General features: G+C 44.0%; 13 protein-coding genes and 3 pseudogenes. 7 read left to right on the plus strand and 9 right to left on the minus strand.

Annotated features, from left to right (window positions below; all coding sequences use genetic code 11):
* Positions 1-63 precede the first annotated feature (63 nt).
* The 5 genes and pseudogenes from smrA (at position 64) to LG288_RS11535 (ending at position 3,823) form a co-directional block, all read left to right on the plus strand.
* On the plus strand, positions 64-651 hold the full coding sequence (gene smrA / locus LG288_RS11515) for a DNA endonuclease SmrA (RefSeq protein ID WP_404400696.1): 588 nt from the start codon (positions 64-66) through the stop codon (positions 649-651).
* Between the two features lie 22 nt (positions 652-673).
* On the plus strand, positions 674-1,537 hold the full coding sequence (locus tag LG288_RS11520) for a YicC/YloC family endoribonuclease (RefSeq protein WP_404400698.1): 864 nt from the start codon (positions 674-676) through the stop codon (positions 1,535-1,537).
* A gap of 68 nt (positions 1,538-1,605) precedes the next feature.
* Positions 1,606-1,719, plus strand: coding sequence for an Arm DNA-binding domain-containing protein (locus LG288_RS11525; RefSeq protein WP_404400700.1), 114 nt, complete (start codon positions 1,606-1,608; stop codon positions 1,717-1,719).
* Positions 1,720-1,853: 134 nt separating this feature from the next.
* Positions 1,854-2,060 (plus strand): annotated as a pseudogene (locus tag LG288_RS11530) (integrase); the annotation flags it as partial.
* A 206-nt stretch (positions 2,061-2,266) separates the two neighbouring features.
* Complete coding sequence (locus LG288_RS11535) at positions 2,267-3,823, plus strand: Fic family protein (RefSeq protein ID WP_404400702.1); 1,557 nt, start codon at positions 2,267-2,269, stop codon at positions 3,821-3,823.
* Between the two features lie 113 nt (positions 3,824-3,936).
* Here LG288_RS11535 and istB (LG288_RS11540) read toward each other — a convergent pair whose 3' ends face one another.
* From istB (LG288_RS11540) to LG288_RS11565, 6 genes and pseudogenes are all read right to left on the minus strand, one after another.
* The gene (istB, locus tag LG288_RS11540) at positions 3,937-4,680 is read right to left on the minus strand and encodes an IS21-like element helper ATPase IstB (protein ID WP_404400554.1); all 744 of its coding nucleotides are present in this window, start codon (positions 4,678-4,680) and stop codon (positions 3,937-3,939) included.
* Positions 4,677-6,176 carry an IS21 family transposase gene (gene istA, locus LG288_RS11545; RefSeq protein WP_404400552.1) on the minus strand — a complete coding sequence of 500 codons (1,500 nt, stop codon included), beginning with the start codon at positions 6,174-6,176 and terminating at the stop codon, positions 4,677-4,679. The genes istB (LG288_RS11540) and istA (LG288_RS11545) overlap by 4 nt, the downstream gene beginning before the upstream one ends.
* Positions 6,177-6,310: 134 nt before the next feature.
* Positions 6,311-6,766, minus strand: a pseudogene (locus LG288_RS11550) (IS110 family transposase); the annotation flags it as partial.
* A 73-nt stretch (positions 6,767-6,839) separates the two neighbouring features.
* Positions 6,840-7,616, minus strand: coding sequence for an IS21-like element helper ATPase IstB (gene istB, locus LG288_RS11555; RefSeq protein ID WP_296052982.1), 777 nt, complete (start codon positions 7,614-7,616; stop codon positions 6,840-6,842).
* Complete coding sequence (gene istA, locus LG288_RS11560; RefSeq protein ID WP_404400704.1) at positions 7,600-8,634, minus strand: IS21 family transposase; 1,035 nt, start codon at positions 8,632-8,634, stop codon at positions 7,600-7,602. The genes istB (LG288_RS11555) and istA (LG288_RS11560) overlap by 17 nt, the downstream gene beginning before the upstream one ends.
* Positions 8,635-8,678: 44 nt before the next feature.
* Positions 8,679-8,963 carry a transposase gene (locus LG288_RS11565; protein WP_404400706.1) on the minus strand — a complete coding sequence of 95 codons (285 nt, stop codon included), beginning with the start codon at positions 8,961-8,963 and terminating at the stop codon, positions 8,679-8,681.
* Between the two features lie 98 nt (positions 8,964-9,061).
* Between LG288_RS11565 and LG288_RS11570 the strand changes: the two are divergent.
* Positions 9,062-9,337: pseudogene (locus tag LG288_RS11570) on the plus strand (integrase core domain-containing protein); the annotation flags it as partial.
* Between the two features lie 132 nt (positions 9,338-9,469).
* On the opposite strand, the gene LG288_RS11575 reads toward LG288_RS11570, so the two are convergent.
* From LG288_RS11575 to LG288_RS11585, 3 genes are read right to left on the minus strand one after another with little or no spacing between them, the layout of a single operon-like run.
* Entirely contained in the window at positions 9,470-14,611 is a 5,142-nt protein-coding gene (locus LG288_RS11575; RefSeq protein WP_404400708.1) for an FtsK/SpoIIIE domain-containing protein, read from the minus strand.
* Between the two features lie 2 nt (positions 14,612-14,613).
* Positions 14,614-15,912 (minus strand): hypothetical protein, encoded by a 1,299-nt coding sequence (locus LG288_RS11580; protein ID WP_404400710.1) that lies wholly within the window; start codon positions 15,910-15,912, stop codon positions 14,614-14,616.
* Positions 15,909-17,777, minus strand: coding sequence for a hypothetical protein (locus tag LG288_RS11585; RefSeq protein WP_404400712.1), 1,869 nt, complete (start codon positions 17,775-17,777; stop codon positions 15,909-15,911). Before LG288_RS11585 ends, LG288_RS11580 begins: the two co-directional genes overlap by 4 nt.
* A 368-nt stretch (positions 17,778-18,145) precedes the next feature.
* Here LG288_RS11585 and LG288_RS11590 point away from each other — a divergent pair, with 368 nt between their 5' ends.
* On the plus strand, positions 18,146-18,310 hold the full coding sequence (locus LG288_RS11590) for a hypothetical protein (protein WP_404400714.1): 165 nt from the start codon (positions 18,146-18,148) through the stop codon (positions 18,308-18,310).
* Positions 18,311-18,313: the final 3 nt, after the last annotated feature.

Genomic DNA, 18,313 nt, shown 5'->3' on the forward strand with positions numbered 1-18,313 from the left:
TGGATCGCTTAAGCGAGGTTATCGTATTACACTGTATACGATCCATTGTGAACGGGAGGCAGTATGTCGCGTTCAGACGACCAGGAATTTGAATTATTTCGTCAGGAAATGAACGACGTCACACCCTTGGTGGGTGAAGAAGTCGCTGACATTCGCACCGCTTTTGAGCCCACTTTGGCACAAAAAGAGCGGCGTCGCGCTGCTGAGGCCGAAGAGCAGGAAAATGTGAACTTCCTCTCAACCGAATATGTTGATTTGGTTGAACCCGATGAAGTGATTGAATTTCATCGGGACGGCGTTCAGACCGGTGTGTTTAAGCGCCTGAAACAAGGCCGCTATACCATGGAAGCCAGCTTAAACTTGCACCACCATACCTTGCGTGAAGCGCGGACAGCCGTGTTTAACTTTGTTCAGGACTGCTATAAAGCAGGTATCCGGACAGCCTTAGTGATTCATGGTCAGGGTAAACATTCAAAGCCACACCCCGCGCTTATTAAAAGCTATGTAAATAAGTGGTTGCGGGAGATGCCGCCAGTTTTAGCCTTTCATAGCGCACAACGACCTCACGGCGGGCGTGGTGCCGTTTATTTAATGCTAAAGAAAAACGCAGAGCAGAAACAAAAGAACCGTGAGCAACACGCAAAGCGCTAAGCCGATTGATAAGGAAAGTGAAATGATCCAAAGCATGACGGGCTACGCCCGCTTCGAACATAAAGCCGACTGGGGTACTGCCGTATGGGAAATCCGTTCGGTAAACCAACGCTTTTTAGAAACTTATTTTCGGTTACCGGAGAGCTTCCGATCGTTAGAAAACTCGTTGCGTGAACAGTTCCGGAAAAAACTACAGCGCGGCAAAGTTGAGTGCAAATTGCACTTACAGATAGAGGATGGCGAGCAGTCAGAGTTATCAATTAATGAAGAGCTTGCCAAAAGCGTTATTGCCAGCGCTAAGTGGGTGAGTCAGCACGCTGCAGCCGGTCAGATAAACCCGATTGATGTGCTTAAGTGGCCAGGTGTGGTCGCAGCCCGGGAGCAGGATATGGACAGCCTGCAAAAAGAAGTTCTGGCAGCGTTAGATAAAGCGACAGCCGATTTCATTGATAACCGCAAGAGCGAAGGCGCCGCTATAGAGCGCATGCTGCAAGAGCGTCTGGATGGTGTCGCTGAGCAGGTGGCATTTGTCCGCAAGCGTATGCCCGACGTCATGGCCTGGCAACGTGAGCGCTTACTGGCCCGTTTTGACGAAGTAAAAATCGAACTGGACTCACAACGTGTTGAGCAAGAGATGATCATGCTGGCGCAAAAAGTCGACGTTGCTGAAGAACTTGACCGCTTGGATGCCCACGTTGAAGAAGGCCGCAAAATTCTCAAAAAAGGCGGCCCCTGCGGTCGCCGACTCGACTTTATGATGCAAGAGTTCAACCGCGAGGCCAATACCCTGTCATCAAAATCGATCAGTTCAGAAATCACTGCCGCCGCGGTAGATCTCAAGGTTTTAATTGAGCAAATGCGTGAGCAGATCCAGAATATCGAGTAATTTTCCGCTGATTGTTTTTTATTTTCCTGATGCTTCCAAAGCCCTTTTAAATAAAGGGCTTTTTTGTAGTGCCTAAAAGCGGTCATTCTTGCTGGTCGTATCGTTACACTGTCCATGGCAAGCGTCGTGAAATGACCTTGGGTAAGTACCCATTTATGGGATTGGCCGATGCTCGCGAATGATGTCGGTGGTGTGGAGAAATCACGGGACCGGGGACTATCGCTTGATGAAGTTAAAAGTGCGACTGCAATTTTCCGAAAGCATATGGACCGCTTCGGTATGGATAATTACCTTTCTGTTTGCTTATTCCTGGTTCTTTAATGTGCACGATCTGCGGCGAACGTTCCGAAGCCAGGTATCTGCTTTAGGTTTCAGTGGCGCAGTTGGCGAACGTGCGATAAACCACAGCCTAAAGGGCGTAGAAGGTATTTACGACCGGTATGATTACTACGAGGAGCGGCGGCAGGCGCACCAGAAGGTTGCGGATGTGATTGAGCCACTGGTTTGGCGCGACTTAAAGTAACTAAAATTCCAAAATTCAACAAGAAAGATTGATTTGTATGTGTAAAACCAATTTTGTAATTACAATACCTTGTTTTCAAGTCTAATTCTTTTTTTGTAACGGAAAAATCTAAAATGTAATGATTTTTCCGTTAAATCAGTTATCATATCGTATACATAAACGTTGACTAAAGATAAGACCTTTTTGGCGAGAAGTAAAGGACTGCTATGAAACCAGTTGGATATGCTTACCTTAATCTGCATTACGATCTACGTCTACCAAAGCTCGGGGTGGAGGTTTATCAGGACCCAAATGCCGAAAAAGAACAGTTGATCCAGTATGGTGGGAGCAAGCGAAAGGTGATTCCTGGCCATCTAAAATACGATGATAACCCCTATTCGCAGATGCATGCGGCAATAAAAAACCAAGGCATTAGATTACATTTCTTTGCGGCAATTTATAAAAAAATTAATGTGACTGAATTTACGGCGTTTATTTTAGATAAACCGACAAGTCAATATAATCGAGTGCTCTGGTTTCTGTACGAATGGCTAACTGGACAGAAACTTGACATCCCGGACTTAAAGTCGTCGAATTATATAAAGTTATTTGAGGACGAGTTCTACTACACCCTGGGAAATGGGCAGAAAGATAAAAGAACACGGGTTATTAACAACGCGCTAGGTACACCTGATTTTTGTCCGACGATCCGAAAAACAACTGAGATAAGTCAGCTTGATGAGGCTGACGTTTATAAAACTGCATTTGCGAAAATGCAGCGCATCGGAGAGCAGCTATCAGTTGATGTGATTGGGCGATCAGTTAATTACCTTTATACAAAAGAAACAAAGTCATCGACGGAGATAGAAAGAGAAAAGCCAAATCGACAGCGAATGCAAAGATTCCTGAATGCGATAAAAAATGTTGGCTTATATGAGTTGAACAAGCATTCGCTCATCAACGTTCAGAATCAAATTGTGGATGAGAAGTTTAAAGCGATAGATTACCGTGAATCGGAAATTTATGTTGGTACAACGATTCAACGGTTTGGGAATCGAGATGAAGATGTTCATTACGTTGGTGCGAAACAAGAACACGTAGCAAGTATGATGAATGGACTATTCAAGCTACACGAAAACTTGATGATCGATGGCTCAGTTCCCCCATTATTCCACGCAACTTTGATCTCATTCGGTGAAGTTTATATTCACCCATTTGACGATGGAAATGGTCGCATTCATCGCTATCTGATTCATGACGTCATGAAGCATCGAGAACCAGAGCATAAGTTTATTATTCCGATATCTGCTGCGATCTTAAAGAACCAACAAAAATACGACCAGGTTCTTGAAACCATTTCAGTACCAATAATGGCGATGTTGGATTATGAATTCGATAATTCCAATAGAATCATAATCAATAATGATATTGATTACATGTATCGCTTTCCGGACTACACCGAACATGTAAAGTTTGTATACGAGATGATGGATACAGCCATCTCCGATGATCTACTAAAAGAAGTATGCTTACTTACCGTTTTCGACTGTTTGAAAAAATCTATCAACGAAAATGCGGATTTGCCGAATAATAAAATTGATATGGTTTTGTCGATTATTATTCAAAACGGTGGTGAAATTTCGAAGCGCAAACGTAAGCAATTAGAAGCTCTACTAGATGATCAGATTCTCAAAGAATTGCAGAAACTGGCGACCCGCCTAATTGAAGAAATCAAGGATAAATTTGAAATTGATGTTGTTGCGGTGATGAATGAAGAGATTTAAGCGCTAATAAACGGGACGGTAAATGTTTCATGATTTTTGGTTAAGTATAAAAAAGCTGTCAATGGCCATTAATTTTGATCCACTTTTGGCCAATAAAATTGACCCACCTGCGATCAGGTTTTGCTGACTTTTTCCTTCAGTCGATAGCTTTCTCCTCCAAGCATAAATATGTGTGAGTGATGGATGATCCGGTCGATGATCGGTACTGCAACATTGTCATCATGGAAGAACTCACCCCAACTGGTAAAATCTTTGTTCGTCGTCAAGATGATAGACCGATACTCGTACAAGCTATTGATTAGCTGGAACAAGTTGTAACGCGACTGCCTCGACATAGGTAAGTAACCCAGCTCATCAATGATAATGAGGTCATATTTGCTTAGCTGTGTGAGCCGCTTTTTCAGTTCGCCTTTCATTTCGGCAAGTTCAAGCTCTTCTACCAGCGTTAATGCGTTTCTGAACAGAACTTTGTATCCGGCCTGGATTGCCTCATGACCGATCCCAATGGCCAGGTGGGTCTTTCCCACACCCGGAGGGCCAATAAAAATGACGTTGTTGCGTTCATCGATAAAGCTAAAGTCAAGTAACCCATTGATTTGACGCTTGGTTACTGTGGTCTGGTGCCGATAATCAAATAAGTCGAGACGCTTTTCTTTTGGGAACTGCGCTTGTTTGTAATGGCGTTTTATTCGGTTTACGTTGCGCTGAGTGATTTCATGCGATACTAACGACTCGGCGAAGCTTAAATAGGACTCTTCATTGGCTTCAGCCGTGGCCACCAGAGTGGCCAACTGGCCTGCTGCTGCACCCAGCCGTAGGCTACGAAGCTGCTTAGCGATATTGTCTAACTGGTTCACGATAGGCTCCGCTGCGCGTTAACATGACTGATGCCTCGGTACATACTTAAGTCGATGCTCACCGGACTATCCGCCTCATCATCAGCCATACGCCCGCGCTGCTCGGCGCTGAGCCATGCATCGATATGGTCACGCATCTTGCTGGCGGTTAAGTCTTCACGCTCGAGCAAGTGAGCTGTAAGTGCCTCGGGCAATTCTCCGTAGTGCTTTAATACATCCAGAGCACCGCGTAATTGGTCTTTATAAAACCGAGGCATGGTTACTTTGAACTGTGCCGCAATTGCACAGCCAACATCGATACCGAGACGTTCATTGAGACATGCTTCAAGCGCTTCTGCCGCCTGAGTTTTATCGCGGTAATGGTCACGGTTTTTGATAATAAGACCTTTATCAAGGCTGACAGTATGCTGGCCAATAAGCTCACTGGTGGCAGGATCGAGCAAGAGCAGTTGGCCATTGGCCTCACTGACACCAACCCGGCTTTGTTGCCATTCCATAGGCACCGAGTACTTGTTCGAGACCCAGGATATCAACCCCGTTTTGTCGACTTTTCGTGTTTGCATGGGCGTGTTGTCTAAACTGCCCATCGCTGCGTTATAGTGGTTCATGAATGACCGCTCCGAGCGGTCATAATAGCTCTGCGGCCGCTCTTTGGTGGTGCCATGCACTCGGATGTTGGCTACTTCATTCAGCCAATCAAGGGTATAAGCCCGAAGCTCTGCTTCACTGCGGAACGACTCACCATACAGGCAGTCTTGTTTGACGTATTTAACTGCTGCTTCAACCTTACCTTTGCTCTCCGGATCAAAGCCCTCACAAGCATGAATATGGAATGATGCCGCCGTGGCATAATGCGCGAAGCGTTGATTGAGTTTGAGCTCGCGATATTCTTCGCTCAGTACCACCAACTTAGTTTGGTCGTAAACGCACTCTTCGGTGACACCGCCGAAGTAGCGAAACGCTTCGTCATGCATCTCAATAAAGCGCTGCGTATTCAGGGGCTGCAAGGAAAGGCCTACATACATAAGGCGGCTGTATGAGAGCACAAATGCAACAAAGTAAACCGTGTGTGGCTTACCATTTATGAGTACGCCACGAAGCTCGCCGGGATCGACCTGGCACTGCACACCGGGAACAGTTTCGATGATCGGTTCATAATAACGATACTGACCGACAGCAACCTCTGCTTTTAGATTTTGTACGTAACGGCGCATGCTGCGCTCAGAGATCGGTAATTTACCAACCTTTCTGGTTAAGCGGCGCATAAGCTTTACTGCGGACAACTTGGGGTAATCTTTAAGCTGGTTAATCAGGTAATCACGATAGGCATCAAGCCACTTTTCACGCGAGGTATCTTCCATCATGACGCTGATGCCTTGAACGTCCATCGTTAAATATTTTTTCACGGTGTTGCGCGAAATACCCAACTCACGGCTAATTGCACGAATTGATAGCCCCCGGCCTTTGTCGTGCATCGCTTTTATTTTGTGTATCACTGTCCACTCCTTCAACGTGCCGTCCCCGCTTTGCTAGTTGAGCTGAGAACGGTACAGAAAAATATGGCCGAAGCCACGAAAAGTGGATCAAAATTAATGGCCGAAAGTGGGTCAGTTTAGTTGGCCATTAACAACTCCCGAGCTATGTCATATAAGTGTTCAAGAAACTGCTGCTTGTACTGCTTGCGGCCAATGATATCCCAGGCACGTTTAACGAATGTTTGTTGCTTATAACGAGTTATCGCTAGTGGTGTTGGAAATTTTAGTAAAAATTGACAAAACCACTCAGCCCTCGAGGCATGTAGAAATTGCTCGGCCTCAGGAAAATAAAGAGTTAAGTAATGATTTACTAAACTATTCAAGCAACGCGTCCTGGCAATTGTTATCTGATGATAGGTATTAGATATCTCCTGAATATCCATAGTGCTTGCTATCAGAGGATCGTAAAACGGTTTAGACAACCCGGATGCGAGTAGGTAAAGGATAACTTTGCTATCTTTGCGGTCATTCTTGTCCCAGGTGTTATAAAGCATTTCTCTTGCTCGGGCACATGATAACGACGATACTAAATGACAGTTGACTCCTTGCTGACTTGTCAACGGCAGTTTAAATTTGACCCCCTTTGGGGTTAATTCGGCAATCTAATTTTGACCCCCCTTGGGGTTAAATTTCACCGAGTATCGGTGCAATACCTATCTTCTTTTTGTCCTTCAACCGATAGCTCTCACCACTAATTTGAATCACATGGCAATGGTGCAACAGGCGGTCTAGCATCGCGGCTGTTAATGTTGTGTCGTTCGCGAATGCACCTGCCCACTGGCTAAACGGTAAGTTGCTGGTCAGTAATGTGCTGCCGCGTTCATAGCGTTTTGCTACCACGTTAAAGAACAGATTTGCTTCCTCGCGGCCGAACGGTAGGTAGCCGATTTCATCGATGATGAGCAACTTTGGACTCATTACAACGCGCTGTAGGTACGTTTTTAGCTTGCCTTGATTATGCGCTGTCGCCAGTTGCAGCATCAGATCTGCCGCGGTTATAAAGCGCACTTTCGTGCTGGCCATGATGGCCTTGTACCCAAGCGCAATGGCCAGGTGCGTTTTACCCACGCCACTTGGCCCGAGCATTACTACGTTCTCATGCCGTTCGATAAAGCTCAGGCCAGACAGCTCTGTCAGCTGTGCTTTGGGTACGCCGCTGGCGAAGTTAAAATCATACTCCTCAAGCGTTTTTATGTTTGGTAAGCCAGCGAACTTGAGCAGAGTCGCCTTGGTGCGTTGTGTTTTGGCTTTAAGCTCTTCAGCTAAGAGCTTCTCGATGAAGTCCGCATACGAGCCCTCTTGGGCGATGTGATGCTCAGCTATCGATGGCCAAGCTTCGGGCAAGGCGTATAAACCAAGTTGCCGGCAAGCATCGGCAATGCGCTCAGACTGTAAGTTCATGGCCACCTCGCAACATCTGGTCATAGACACTGAGCGGATGCTGCAGGCTCTCGTAAGGGGTTGGCACGCAACGCGATGCTTGAGGCTGGTACACGCTGCCGATCTTCACCGGCAACGGCAATAACGCCTCTTGCTCCATTATTAAGCGCTGGTTTGGGACGTCTCCGGTCGTACCATGTACTCGTGCATTTGCCACCTGCGTCAGCCAGCGACCGACATAGCCATTCGCGGTCTGCACATCTAGGCGTAAGCCTGAGGTTCTTAAAGTAGCCTGCAGCGGCACAACGAAGCTTGATTTAAGGTAACGGTTAAAGCGCTCAACTTTGCCTTTAGTTTTCGCCCGATAGGGACGACAAACGCGCGGATTAAAACCGAAGTCCTGAGCAGTTGATAGAAGCTTCGGGTTCCAGCGATGCTCTCCGTCTGAATAAGCGTCTCGCTCAATCATGATGGTCTTAGCGTTATCGAAAAGCACTTCGTGTGGCACACCACCGAAGAAGTCGAAGCTATGCTCAAGGCCGTCGATCCAGGCTTCTGTGCGCTCGTTATCATAAAACCTGACATAACTTGCACGTGAATAACCCAGCGTCGCCACGAAGGCTTTTAGTGCGTGGGTTCCACGGCGAATAATGGTGAAATCTACCTGTAGCTGCTTACCTGGCTCGGTTTCAAAACGTACTAGTGGATCGGCAGCCTGCTTTGGTTTAAACGTGGCGACATACTCACTGAGTATCCTGATTTTTCCTTGGTATCCACGAGCCAGTATCTCTTCGTAGAGCACGGCTGCTGGTATCCAATCTGGATGAGCGGCTTTGATTCGCGACTGAATATAGTCTTTGAAGGGGTCAAGCTTGCTCGGCCGCACAACACTGCGTTGGTACACCGGCGCACTCTCAGTTTGCTGCAGATATTTTTTAACGGTGTTGCGGGCCAGGCCGGTTTCGCGCGCTATCCCTTTAATCGACTTACCTTGGTGTTTGAGTACTTTAATGGTCACAACCATCTCCTGAGTTAACATCGAAAGCGGCCTCTTGAGCAAAACCGCTAGTTTACTTCAGGGGGTCAATTTTCAGTTGCCGTTAGGGGGTCATTTTTACACTGCCGGTAACAACTTAGCCAGTACGCGATATTGCGATGATAATCAGACGTTGGCTCAAACCCAACAATAATCCTGGAGGGTTCAACCTTTGCAAGCGAAAGTAGCCGCTGATAGCCCTCTAACGTATTGGTAATACGCACTGAAATGGTTTTACCCGACGGTAATTGAATGAGCGCATCGTGGTGCTTTTTAGCAATATCCAGTGCAATCAATGTGTCATTTGTACTATTGTGTGAGATGTCAGCCATTGTTGTTTCTCCACTTGTTGATTGGTCATTACAAGTAATAGAAAATGGCTGACATTCTTTACAGCTTTATTTGTTAAAGAGCGATACTCAATAGGTACCATGGGCCAGAGTATATCTCGGCCGAGTTAACAAGTTGGGCAGAGAAGCAAAAAATAACGCTGCTTTATATCCAGCCCGGCAAGCCCACTCAGAATGCTTACATCGAACGTTTTAACCGAACAGTTCGTCATGAATGGCTGGATTTACACATGTTCGAGAGCGTTGAGCAGGCACAAAAACTTGCTACTGAGTGGCTTTGGATTTATAACAACGAAAGGCCGAATACGGCCATTGGCGGCATCCCGCCCAAATATTTAACGCAAGCGGTTCACTAATTCTACGAATAACTGCTGCTGAAAATGGGGGGATTACAATTGTGCCTCAGGTGGGTCAATTTTAAATTGCCGTTAGTGGGTCAGTTTTACATTGCCGGTGACAGTCTAGCTAGTTACCCTCAAACTAATCTTTTAAACGCCTGACGAATTTTTCAGTGCCTTACTAATATCTGCTACTCTGCCACACTGTACTCGGCGTGTAGCACTTTGAGATTTGAAAATCGAATCTCCTTTACCTATCAACGCTTCTGCGCCAGATTGTTCGATAATTACCTTACTTTCGTTGTACCCCTTAACTCTGAGGGCAATTTGAGCTGGTAAATTTGATCTCAAAGAAGTGCTAATAACTTCTGCTGAAGGCTTTTGCGTTGCGACTATTAAATGTATACCTGCTGAGCGTCCTTTCTGGGCTATACGTTTTACCACATCCTCGAACTCTTTCTTAAAAGACTTCTCAGCTGTTATATCCGCATACTCGTCTACCACTACAACCATCCAAGGTAGCTTTGTTTCTGAGAACTGATTAAATGTAGCTAAGTCAGGAATTCGTTGTCGCTTTTCTCGTGTAAGTGCTTTAAATGCAACAAATCTCGACTGCATTTCTTTAACTGCTTTTTGAAGTAAATGCATTGCCTCATCTTCAAACATGGCAATATCTTCTTTAACGAACGCTGAATCCTGATACATCTCCATTTCGGTGCCTTTAGGATCTATGAGCAGAAGTTCAATTTCAGCTTGTTTGTAGAATTTATTCATTCCACATAAAATAGTATGTAGAGCTTCAGACTTACCACTTCCTGTAGTTCCGCCAATCAGCAAATGTGGCGAATCACTATCCGAAAAATGAATATCTACCCTGGATCCAAATCTATCAATACCAATTGGTACAGTTAATTTAGCAGCCTCAGGCTGGAAATTTATCCAAAGATCTTCTGAAGTTACAAAATACCTTTCATCTTCACTCTTAGGTACATCAATATTTATCATGCCTCCCCCGATCGAAAAGTGAATTGATTGGTCTTCTTCAAGCTTCAGATACAGCTTAAGCGCGTCGTGCTTGGCTTCAATTTCCTTTGGATTAGTTCCGGCATATCTAATCCTGTAGAGAAATGATGATGGGCCTTCAATAACAGCTTGCTCTTCCCATTTAACAGCTTCGATAGGCAGGCTTAACCTCCTGGATAAAATGTCGAGTATTTGCTGATATCTCTTCTTAAGATCAGTCTCGCTGTCGACATAGCTTTGTTCAGGTTGCCTCGATGGCACTTCTGGCTCAACTGGGTATGTTTTTTCATTATGTGGTAGCTCTTCCTCTTCATTATCAATACCCGGGTTGGTTTGCGTATAGTTGGGAGCAGGAGACACTAGGTCACTCCCTTGAAAGTTAGGAAGATAACTTTCAATCAGGGATGAACATATATTACTCAGCTCCTCCTCAGCTAGTGGTGCATTTTTATTAAATGAATCGACAATTCCCTTCATCCCGATTTTTATTCGCCAGATTCGTGGATCGTCCGTGTCCTGCTCGACTGAATTGTCAAAATTTCCGGAAGTCACGGTCTGGACCGTAAGTCCTGACAAAAATGTCAGATCATAATCGCCATTTCGAAAGGCTTCTCCTACTACAATATCGAATTTCTTTAACTTTTCAGACTCTTCCCCATAACTCGAAACAGCCCTATCACCTGAGTTTCTTATCGCCTTAAGAAGTTGATTTCTCCATAGCTCAGAATCGTGTTTATGCTCGACTTGTTCACTACTTAAAAAGTTTTCCAATAAGTTCAGTGTAGACTTCACCTGAACAACAGCGTGCTCAACAAAATTTGGATCTTTGCGAAGCTTACTCTCGAGCACAATCACGCTTACTTTTAGCCTTGTACCAGATGTATCAAAAACAACTTTTAGCATATCGGCTCGAGTTGATGAATCTCCGCCACTAAACCAATCCTTATAGGAATCTAGTGACAGCCATGCTGTATATCCATTCTCAGGTACTGAGGATTGCAGCTGATCAACAGCTTTTCTAGCTACAGACAATCCAAGTATTTCTTCGGAAACCCGAGCAACCCCCAATGCATCTAGCGCTAACTCTGGTGTGATCTCACGAGCACTTTCATAAACTCCACGAGAAATACATTCCAGAGATTGAGGGCACTTTATACCAGCATCGCTGAAAATAGCTGATAACTTTTTCTCCAGCCGGCTCAGGATAAAATTCTTACCTGAACTTGACGATACAATTATAGAATAATTCCCGCCCAGCCCAATACCATCCTTAAAAGATATAATTTCGGGCTTGTTTCGCAAAAACTCGAGCTGCTCTCTCTTTAAGTATCTTTCAGCAGTAATCACCCAATGTGATGATTCATGAAGCACTTCGAATAGCGAAGCATGTTCTTCAAAATTGATTTTCTTTTCATAATAATCACATCCGTCACCATCAGAAGATACTGGAGCCAAGTCCTTCTGCCTAGTAACCAGAGTTGACCAAGTGTCTAACAAGTCATCTCTTTTTTCCGGTTTCAGCAAAACAGAAATTTTGGATCGCCCACTATCTCTTACTGTTACAGGTGCATCATAAAGCGGCTTAAACTTCATTTCGGAGGACAACGCTTCCTCTTTCGCTACTGCCCTATGAAACTCGTCGCCTCCTTCGAGCAGCTGAGGAATGACTGCGATATCGGTTTCTAAGTCTTTTAGCCGTTTTTTTAATTCTGAAAAATCTGTCCTAAATTCGAAAAGCCTCAACTCTAAGCTTGGGAACAGAGCGCCATCATGAGCGAACCTGCTCTCGACGTCCGTTTGGTCAAAATGCTCCATCGCGCTTGCAAAATTACTCTTTAACGTGACTAGGTTCACTGTTACTTTTATTGATGCGAATTCGCCCTTTCTCAGGGAACTTATTAGTTTTGAGCAAAATGATGCATCTCGCTTAGAGACAACTGTCAGCGATAATCCATCAACTTTGTGCGGATGATGGTGAAGGTACTGTCTCACTTTGCCACAAACTTCGTTTAATATTGATTCAGGCGATATTGTGAAAAAATCATTGGAAGAAGACTCAATTGGAACCATATATTCGCCCCAGCCTTTTTCAGAATGTGATTCATATAGGTTCCCTTTGAAATCTACTACTGTAGCTGGTTGCAAAGACCCACTAAGGTTTTCCACCCAAGAAAAATAAAAATCTCCGTTCTCTTCGTTCAGAGGGATCTCTAGGTCAATGGATTTGCGAGCCAGATCGTAGGTCGCTCTAAGGTACTCTGCAATCCACTGAGCCTTAACGACGTTGGATGGGAGTACAAATGCACCTTTATTTTTTGAAATGACGACATCTGAAGCTATTAGCTGATACGGCTCTTCAATCCAAGAGTCTTGGGGGACGCAGCCTGCTTTTACTTGACTGGAGATATTTTTTACATAGTCTACGTAATTGTTAATCGTATCAAAATGTAAACCTTCATGAGCAATATCGGTTAGATAATCCTTTCGAATATCTTTATAGTCCTCAATTAAACTTGGGCAGCTAATTCCTTTAGATAATTCAGAGGAAATAACATCTGCCGGATATCGAAGGCCAGAAGCCACACTTTCGCAAAATTGGGTAATACTCAGGTCTTCAGGAAAAACTAGATTGTTTAAACTTTCCCTAAAACCAGTTTCTTTAACCAGCCCCCACCATAAGAAAAAGTATTCAGCATCTCCATCTTCAGGAAGCCAAGAGAAAAATTCTGACCTTGAGACTTCATACTCTTCTCTATCAAGTCTCTCCAAAATTTCGAAACGGATAATTAAACGCTCCCATTTCAGTATTTCTCCCGGCTCGCCCGCGTCCTCGTCCAATTCAGGAATCTCTCTCAATGTGGTCAAAGAGTCGTCAACTATAACCTCTACCGCTGTATTTGTTTCTACTGAATAGGAAGAAAGCTCTTTAAGCAATCGGCCATATAGAAAACTGAAAAGTCCAATAGTCGGACAGTTGTCTGATAACCTTTCGTGAGGAACAACTCTTAACTGAAAGGAAGAGCTTTTATCTCTCCCCCCATTTTCAAAGAGCGTTAAGACCCTAGCTATTTGAATTAACGGATTAAAAAAGCCATGTGACTTTGGAGAAGTAAGCCTCTCTACGCGTTTTCTGACCTTATTTGTTAACAAGTCTTTTAATGGAAGTATGCCTTCAAGATCTGGCTCCGCCTCTAAAAATGCAGTTGCGGCATCAGTAAAGCCCGCACTTAAACCTTCTTTCACCTCTAAATTAAGAAACTCATTTTCGCGACTTCTATCACTTTCTAATATTTCTTTATATACCAAATCACCTAGAGAAACGCCCTTTGTTTTGGCTGCAAAAACTTGGCTGAATATGAAATATGGAATTTCTGATCTTAATTCATAACTTGGCTCGGAAAGGTACTGACTACATCTTTGCCGCCAATATTCTTGCTCATTTTGAGAATATTCATAACCGTGTTCATCTAAGAATATTGTGCTTAACGCATTACCTTTCTCTTTCTCAACGTCCAGTTCCTGAGTGTCTGATTTAGCAAGATCTGCATGTAAAGAGTTCGCTTTTAATCTCGACGCAAATGCCCCCTCTTTTTCATGCCACAACAAATCATTGAACATATCCATTTGCGCAAATTGCCCGCCAATAAGCTTTCTTATACTATTTAAATCGGTAGGCGAGCCCGACTTGCCAAGTTCAGAAGTACATGCGTAGACAAACGCAACAAACTTGGGGGTTGAGATTTCTATTTTTTCGCTTCTGAGGATTGTAGCTATTTCATCGAGACAATCTATTAGCAAGCTGCTAGCGGGTGATATTGACCTGCACTCGTCCGCGGAGATGTCTACCAGAAACTTTACTGCTGTATGGTTACGCTCTTTTTCACCAACACTTAATAGGACATCAGAATCCCTTATGGTATAGAAGTCTTTTGTACTTTGTGAGTCACTACCCTCCTTGGTTTCAAGATAAACTAACTTCCTGAGGCTCTGGTCATTTCTTGCCAATGTAATGGTGCTATTTTCTGGTATCCGAAGTTTATCATCACAAACAACATCCGCATCATAAGGAACGCGCAAGTCGATACCTGTAAGCTCACCTCTAACTAATTCTTTCTCGTATGCATGTATGAACTCTTGGTACACTTCTCTACTGAAGTTTTTCAGTCTTAGAGTCTGTCGAGACTCACCTGCGTCGTCCAGTCTTAACTTAACTACCTTTAAACATGTTTTCGCTAACACCCTGGCGACAATGTTATGAGCAATTTTCATTCTTATCTCCTGAAACTGATCATTTGTGTTGCGTCGGAGTAGGTGGTCAATAGACCCGCGGCTTTCATCTGGGTTGCTAGGCCTTTTTCATTTTCCTCGAAAATCGTTCCATCATAATCGTCGAGTAGACCGGCGGATTTTGCAGCTCCTCGCGACACCACAATGCCGAGATTTAAATAAAGAATTTGATCTACGAACTCGGCAAACGGCATCTCCTCAGTTGCTGGGACCAAGGCTGCTACGATCGTTTCCAAGGCATTGACTTTAAGTGTGAAGTATCTGTTTCCGGTATATGCGTTAAGTAATCCAACGGCAGACGCCGTGCTTGGGAAAAAACCTCTGATTCTATTTTTTTGTCCGGCTTTAATTTCTGAAAACTTATCTTTATTGTGGGTGTCGATTGCTTTTTGAATAATGCTAAAAGCATTTTGGAATTGCCTACGAGCCAGCCGCCTAATCGAGGTGGCTGAAGTTGCACAGTCGCAAACTATCGGACTTAAAAGTTTATTCTCCACTTCACTGCAACTTCTTCGGTATTGCATGATTGATAACCAGATGGCCGACCAATTTACTAATGCTTCAACTTTTCCGACCGTAGTTAGTTTCTTGTGCTCGAGAATATTTAGTAGGCCGTCACGATAAACATCTTCAAAGTTATCTATATTTGCTCTACTACTACTTTCTATTTCATCCGGTTTATCAGCCTCGACCCTTGGACTTTCACTCCTAAAGAATTTCGATAGTCTATCTAGTGCAGATCCACCAGCTACCGTGTATAGGTTTTTAAAACCAGTGCGGATATTTTCCAAGCGAGAACTGTTTGGGTCGTCTCTTAAAATTTTATGCAAGAGCGCTCCACCACCGCGCATCCATACTCTTTCAACATTTTCATTGGATTTTTTAATATCCCAATGAATAAGGCTACTAGTGAAAGGGAAGAACGGCTTTCTCGTCCATCCAGAATCTGTTGTTCGTTTTACATTCGGAGGCTGAATTTGAAGGCTTGCGAAAAGTTTACCTAAAACAACTTCGGCTGACTCACCCTGAAGCATATTCCGAAGATTTTGTATCTGACCAGTTCTATCTTTTATTCCATCAAGACCATACGCAAGCTGCCGTGCTTGGTGATGGCCATGCTTTATGGGGGCGGGTGCTGTAGAAGGTGAAAGCATTTTATCTTCAGGCACCCCGTAAATAAAGTTCAGCAGTTCGACGCCTGCAGAGAAGCCTGCATTGTCAATATCCAGAATTCCACCATACAGGCCTTTACTTAGTTCAGTTCCTTTTGACATATTTTTCACTGCCCATCCACGTAAACTATGTTCTTCTCTTCATCCAAAAGAATCTCAAAGGTCCCCAGTTCGCTGACAACCCGAATATTTTCTTCATCGTTATTTAAGCTCTCAGCCAGCTCCCCAAGAAAGTCTAAAAATCTTCTTATATCGTTTTGATAAAAGACAGTGGGCACATGACCGTCAGACGCTCTCATTAAACAGTCAAACATGGAGAGATCCATAATAAGATTTCTTGGCTTTTCATGACGTCTGGGCGCAATCTCGAGAACAATAGCTCTAGAAAGCCAGTCAACGGAAGTGAAAAGTGCATCGTCACTATCTTTAAGGTCCCACTGCTTTTCGAGTGGATAAAGGTTGATATTTTGAGGGTGTATTGTTCCTGCTAATATGCCTCCGTTAGCCCCCATTCGGCCAAACGCCGGATCCAATAACTCCAAGGTGTTTTTCGGCTCTCCAACTCTAATACCCTGAATATGCCGTAACCCTGCGACCACTCTTGGCTTGAGCTTACCCAACTCGTTTTTATCGACATTTTCACTTATTATTCGATTAAATAGATCGCCAAAACGGAATCCTAACTTTTCCAATGGATTGTCTTGGAACCCGATGCCATCAAAAAAAGCCCGCCTCCTTAAGGTTTTCACAATTTCACGGGCGATGGTGGCCTCTTTTGCACGCTCTTTTTTGGAAGACGCTTTCATCAGAACTTGGTCAATACCTTGCGAAGCGTCTATTGATGCCCTTGTCCCTTTATCAAGTGAAATATTGAACTCGAGGTCTATTTGGTGGGCAGGGAATAGATCTGCTTCATTAATAAGGCGGTCGTCTGTAGAGCGTGTAGCACATACACCGGGATCTATTCGACTTAGCTTTGATAGTGTTTTTATGGAGCTGACCTGCTCTTTAGTTAGAGTGCTGGGACGTTCGAATAGCAGGTTATAGAAAGAGTACTGTCTTGCCCACCCAAACCTTGCCGATTTGGTATGCACTGTCTGACAATCCAAGCCTCCCGTTAACATATAAGCCACCAACATCAACATTTCTCTGATCGTAATTACGGTGTCTGCTCGCTCTAATGTCTTAAATAAAAGATTAACTTGTTCTAAGCGTGGAACATTTGTGTTTTTGCCGCGTTCATCAATTAACGCTCGGTTGTGAAAAATTGGACATCTCTCCTTACTTTCACAGCTCTCACAGTTTTTCCAGCGCCGCATGTCCAACCAAAATTTGAACGCCTTTTTAAACAACGAGTCATCAACGGATTCGCCAGCTATAGATTGATAATTGAGGTTTACTACATGAATGGAGTCATCAGTTGAACACAGTCCATCCTCAAATGACTTTTCGAACCGGTGACGAATAGACTTCCCTAGCGGACCCGCCTCAGATGTTGATAAAGCTGCCCTCAACCTACCTTCGTTGGCACAAAGAACAGTCACTGCAGAGGAATCCGACAGCGATTCTTCAAGTCTTGCCGCGGCGACCTCCACTGTTAGCTCTGAAAAGTCTTTAAATATGCGGAATTTATTTCTCTGGCCCGTTAAATATGTAGAAATCGACTGTTGGCCATCACACTTCTCGTTAATAATTCGCCTTGATTCATCCTCTCTTTCTTGTTTCGGAATATCAGTTCTTAAACAAAAATGCTCGATCAACCTGCGGCACAAGTGCGTCTTACCATGTCCTGCATCACCAGTCAGCACAATAGCGTTTGCACCTTCAGAGCAAGCTTTTACCAAGTAGCTGAAAGCTTTCGTTTCTATGTTGAATGAGTCTGATGAAGAGGCATGCTCTTCATATATCTGATCATGACCGGGGTCGAAAGGAAGGTATCGATTTAATCTCTCTACAAGTTTATTAATAGTTGGCATATCTACTCCATAAATTTGCCGCTCCATTACCATCAATACATCTGATTTTATGAGGGATTTGTTCAAAAGCTCGTTAGTGTTATCACATTAACTCTTTGAAAAAGACTTTTCTACTATTATACGCCTGAACCCTGGGCTGAAGTTGCGACTGCAGACGATCCGCTGCGATAACCCGGATATTATGGTGCCTTTTCAAATGGCTCGGCCTCGGTTTTTCCCATGAAGAAAAAGGTTTTACCCGAAAATACATTACTGACCACAAGATAAGAGAAGCGAAGTTTATCGTCACTGCGGCTCCCTATAATAAGCCCGCAACCAAATTAATAGCGAACTATGTTTGGCGCGTCGACTCTATTAAAGAAGTCCCAGTGCAAGCGTTAACCGAGGAAATCACTCGCACTGCGAATAAAAAACGTGATGAAAAATATTTGCTATTCAAAGTCAGTCAGCCATGGCCTTTGGCTCGTCCGATGGCTGCCTTTGATCAAGAGCACCATGACTTAAAGTTTATGTCTTTTTCAGAGCTACTATAAGTG

Source organism: Idiomarina seosinensis, from assembly GCF_044797955.1.
Taxonomy (GTDB): domain Bacteria; phylum Pseudomonadota; class Gammaproteobacteria; order Enterobacterales; family Alteromonadaceae; genus Idiomarina; species Idiomarina seosinensis_A.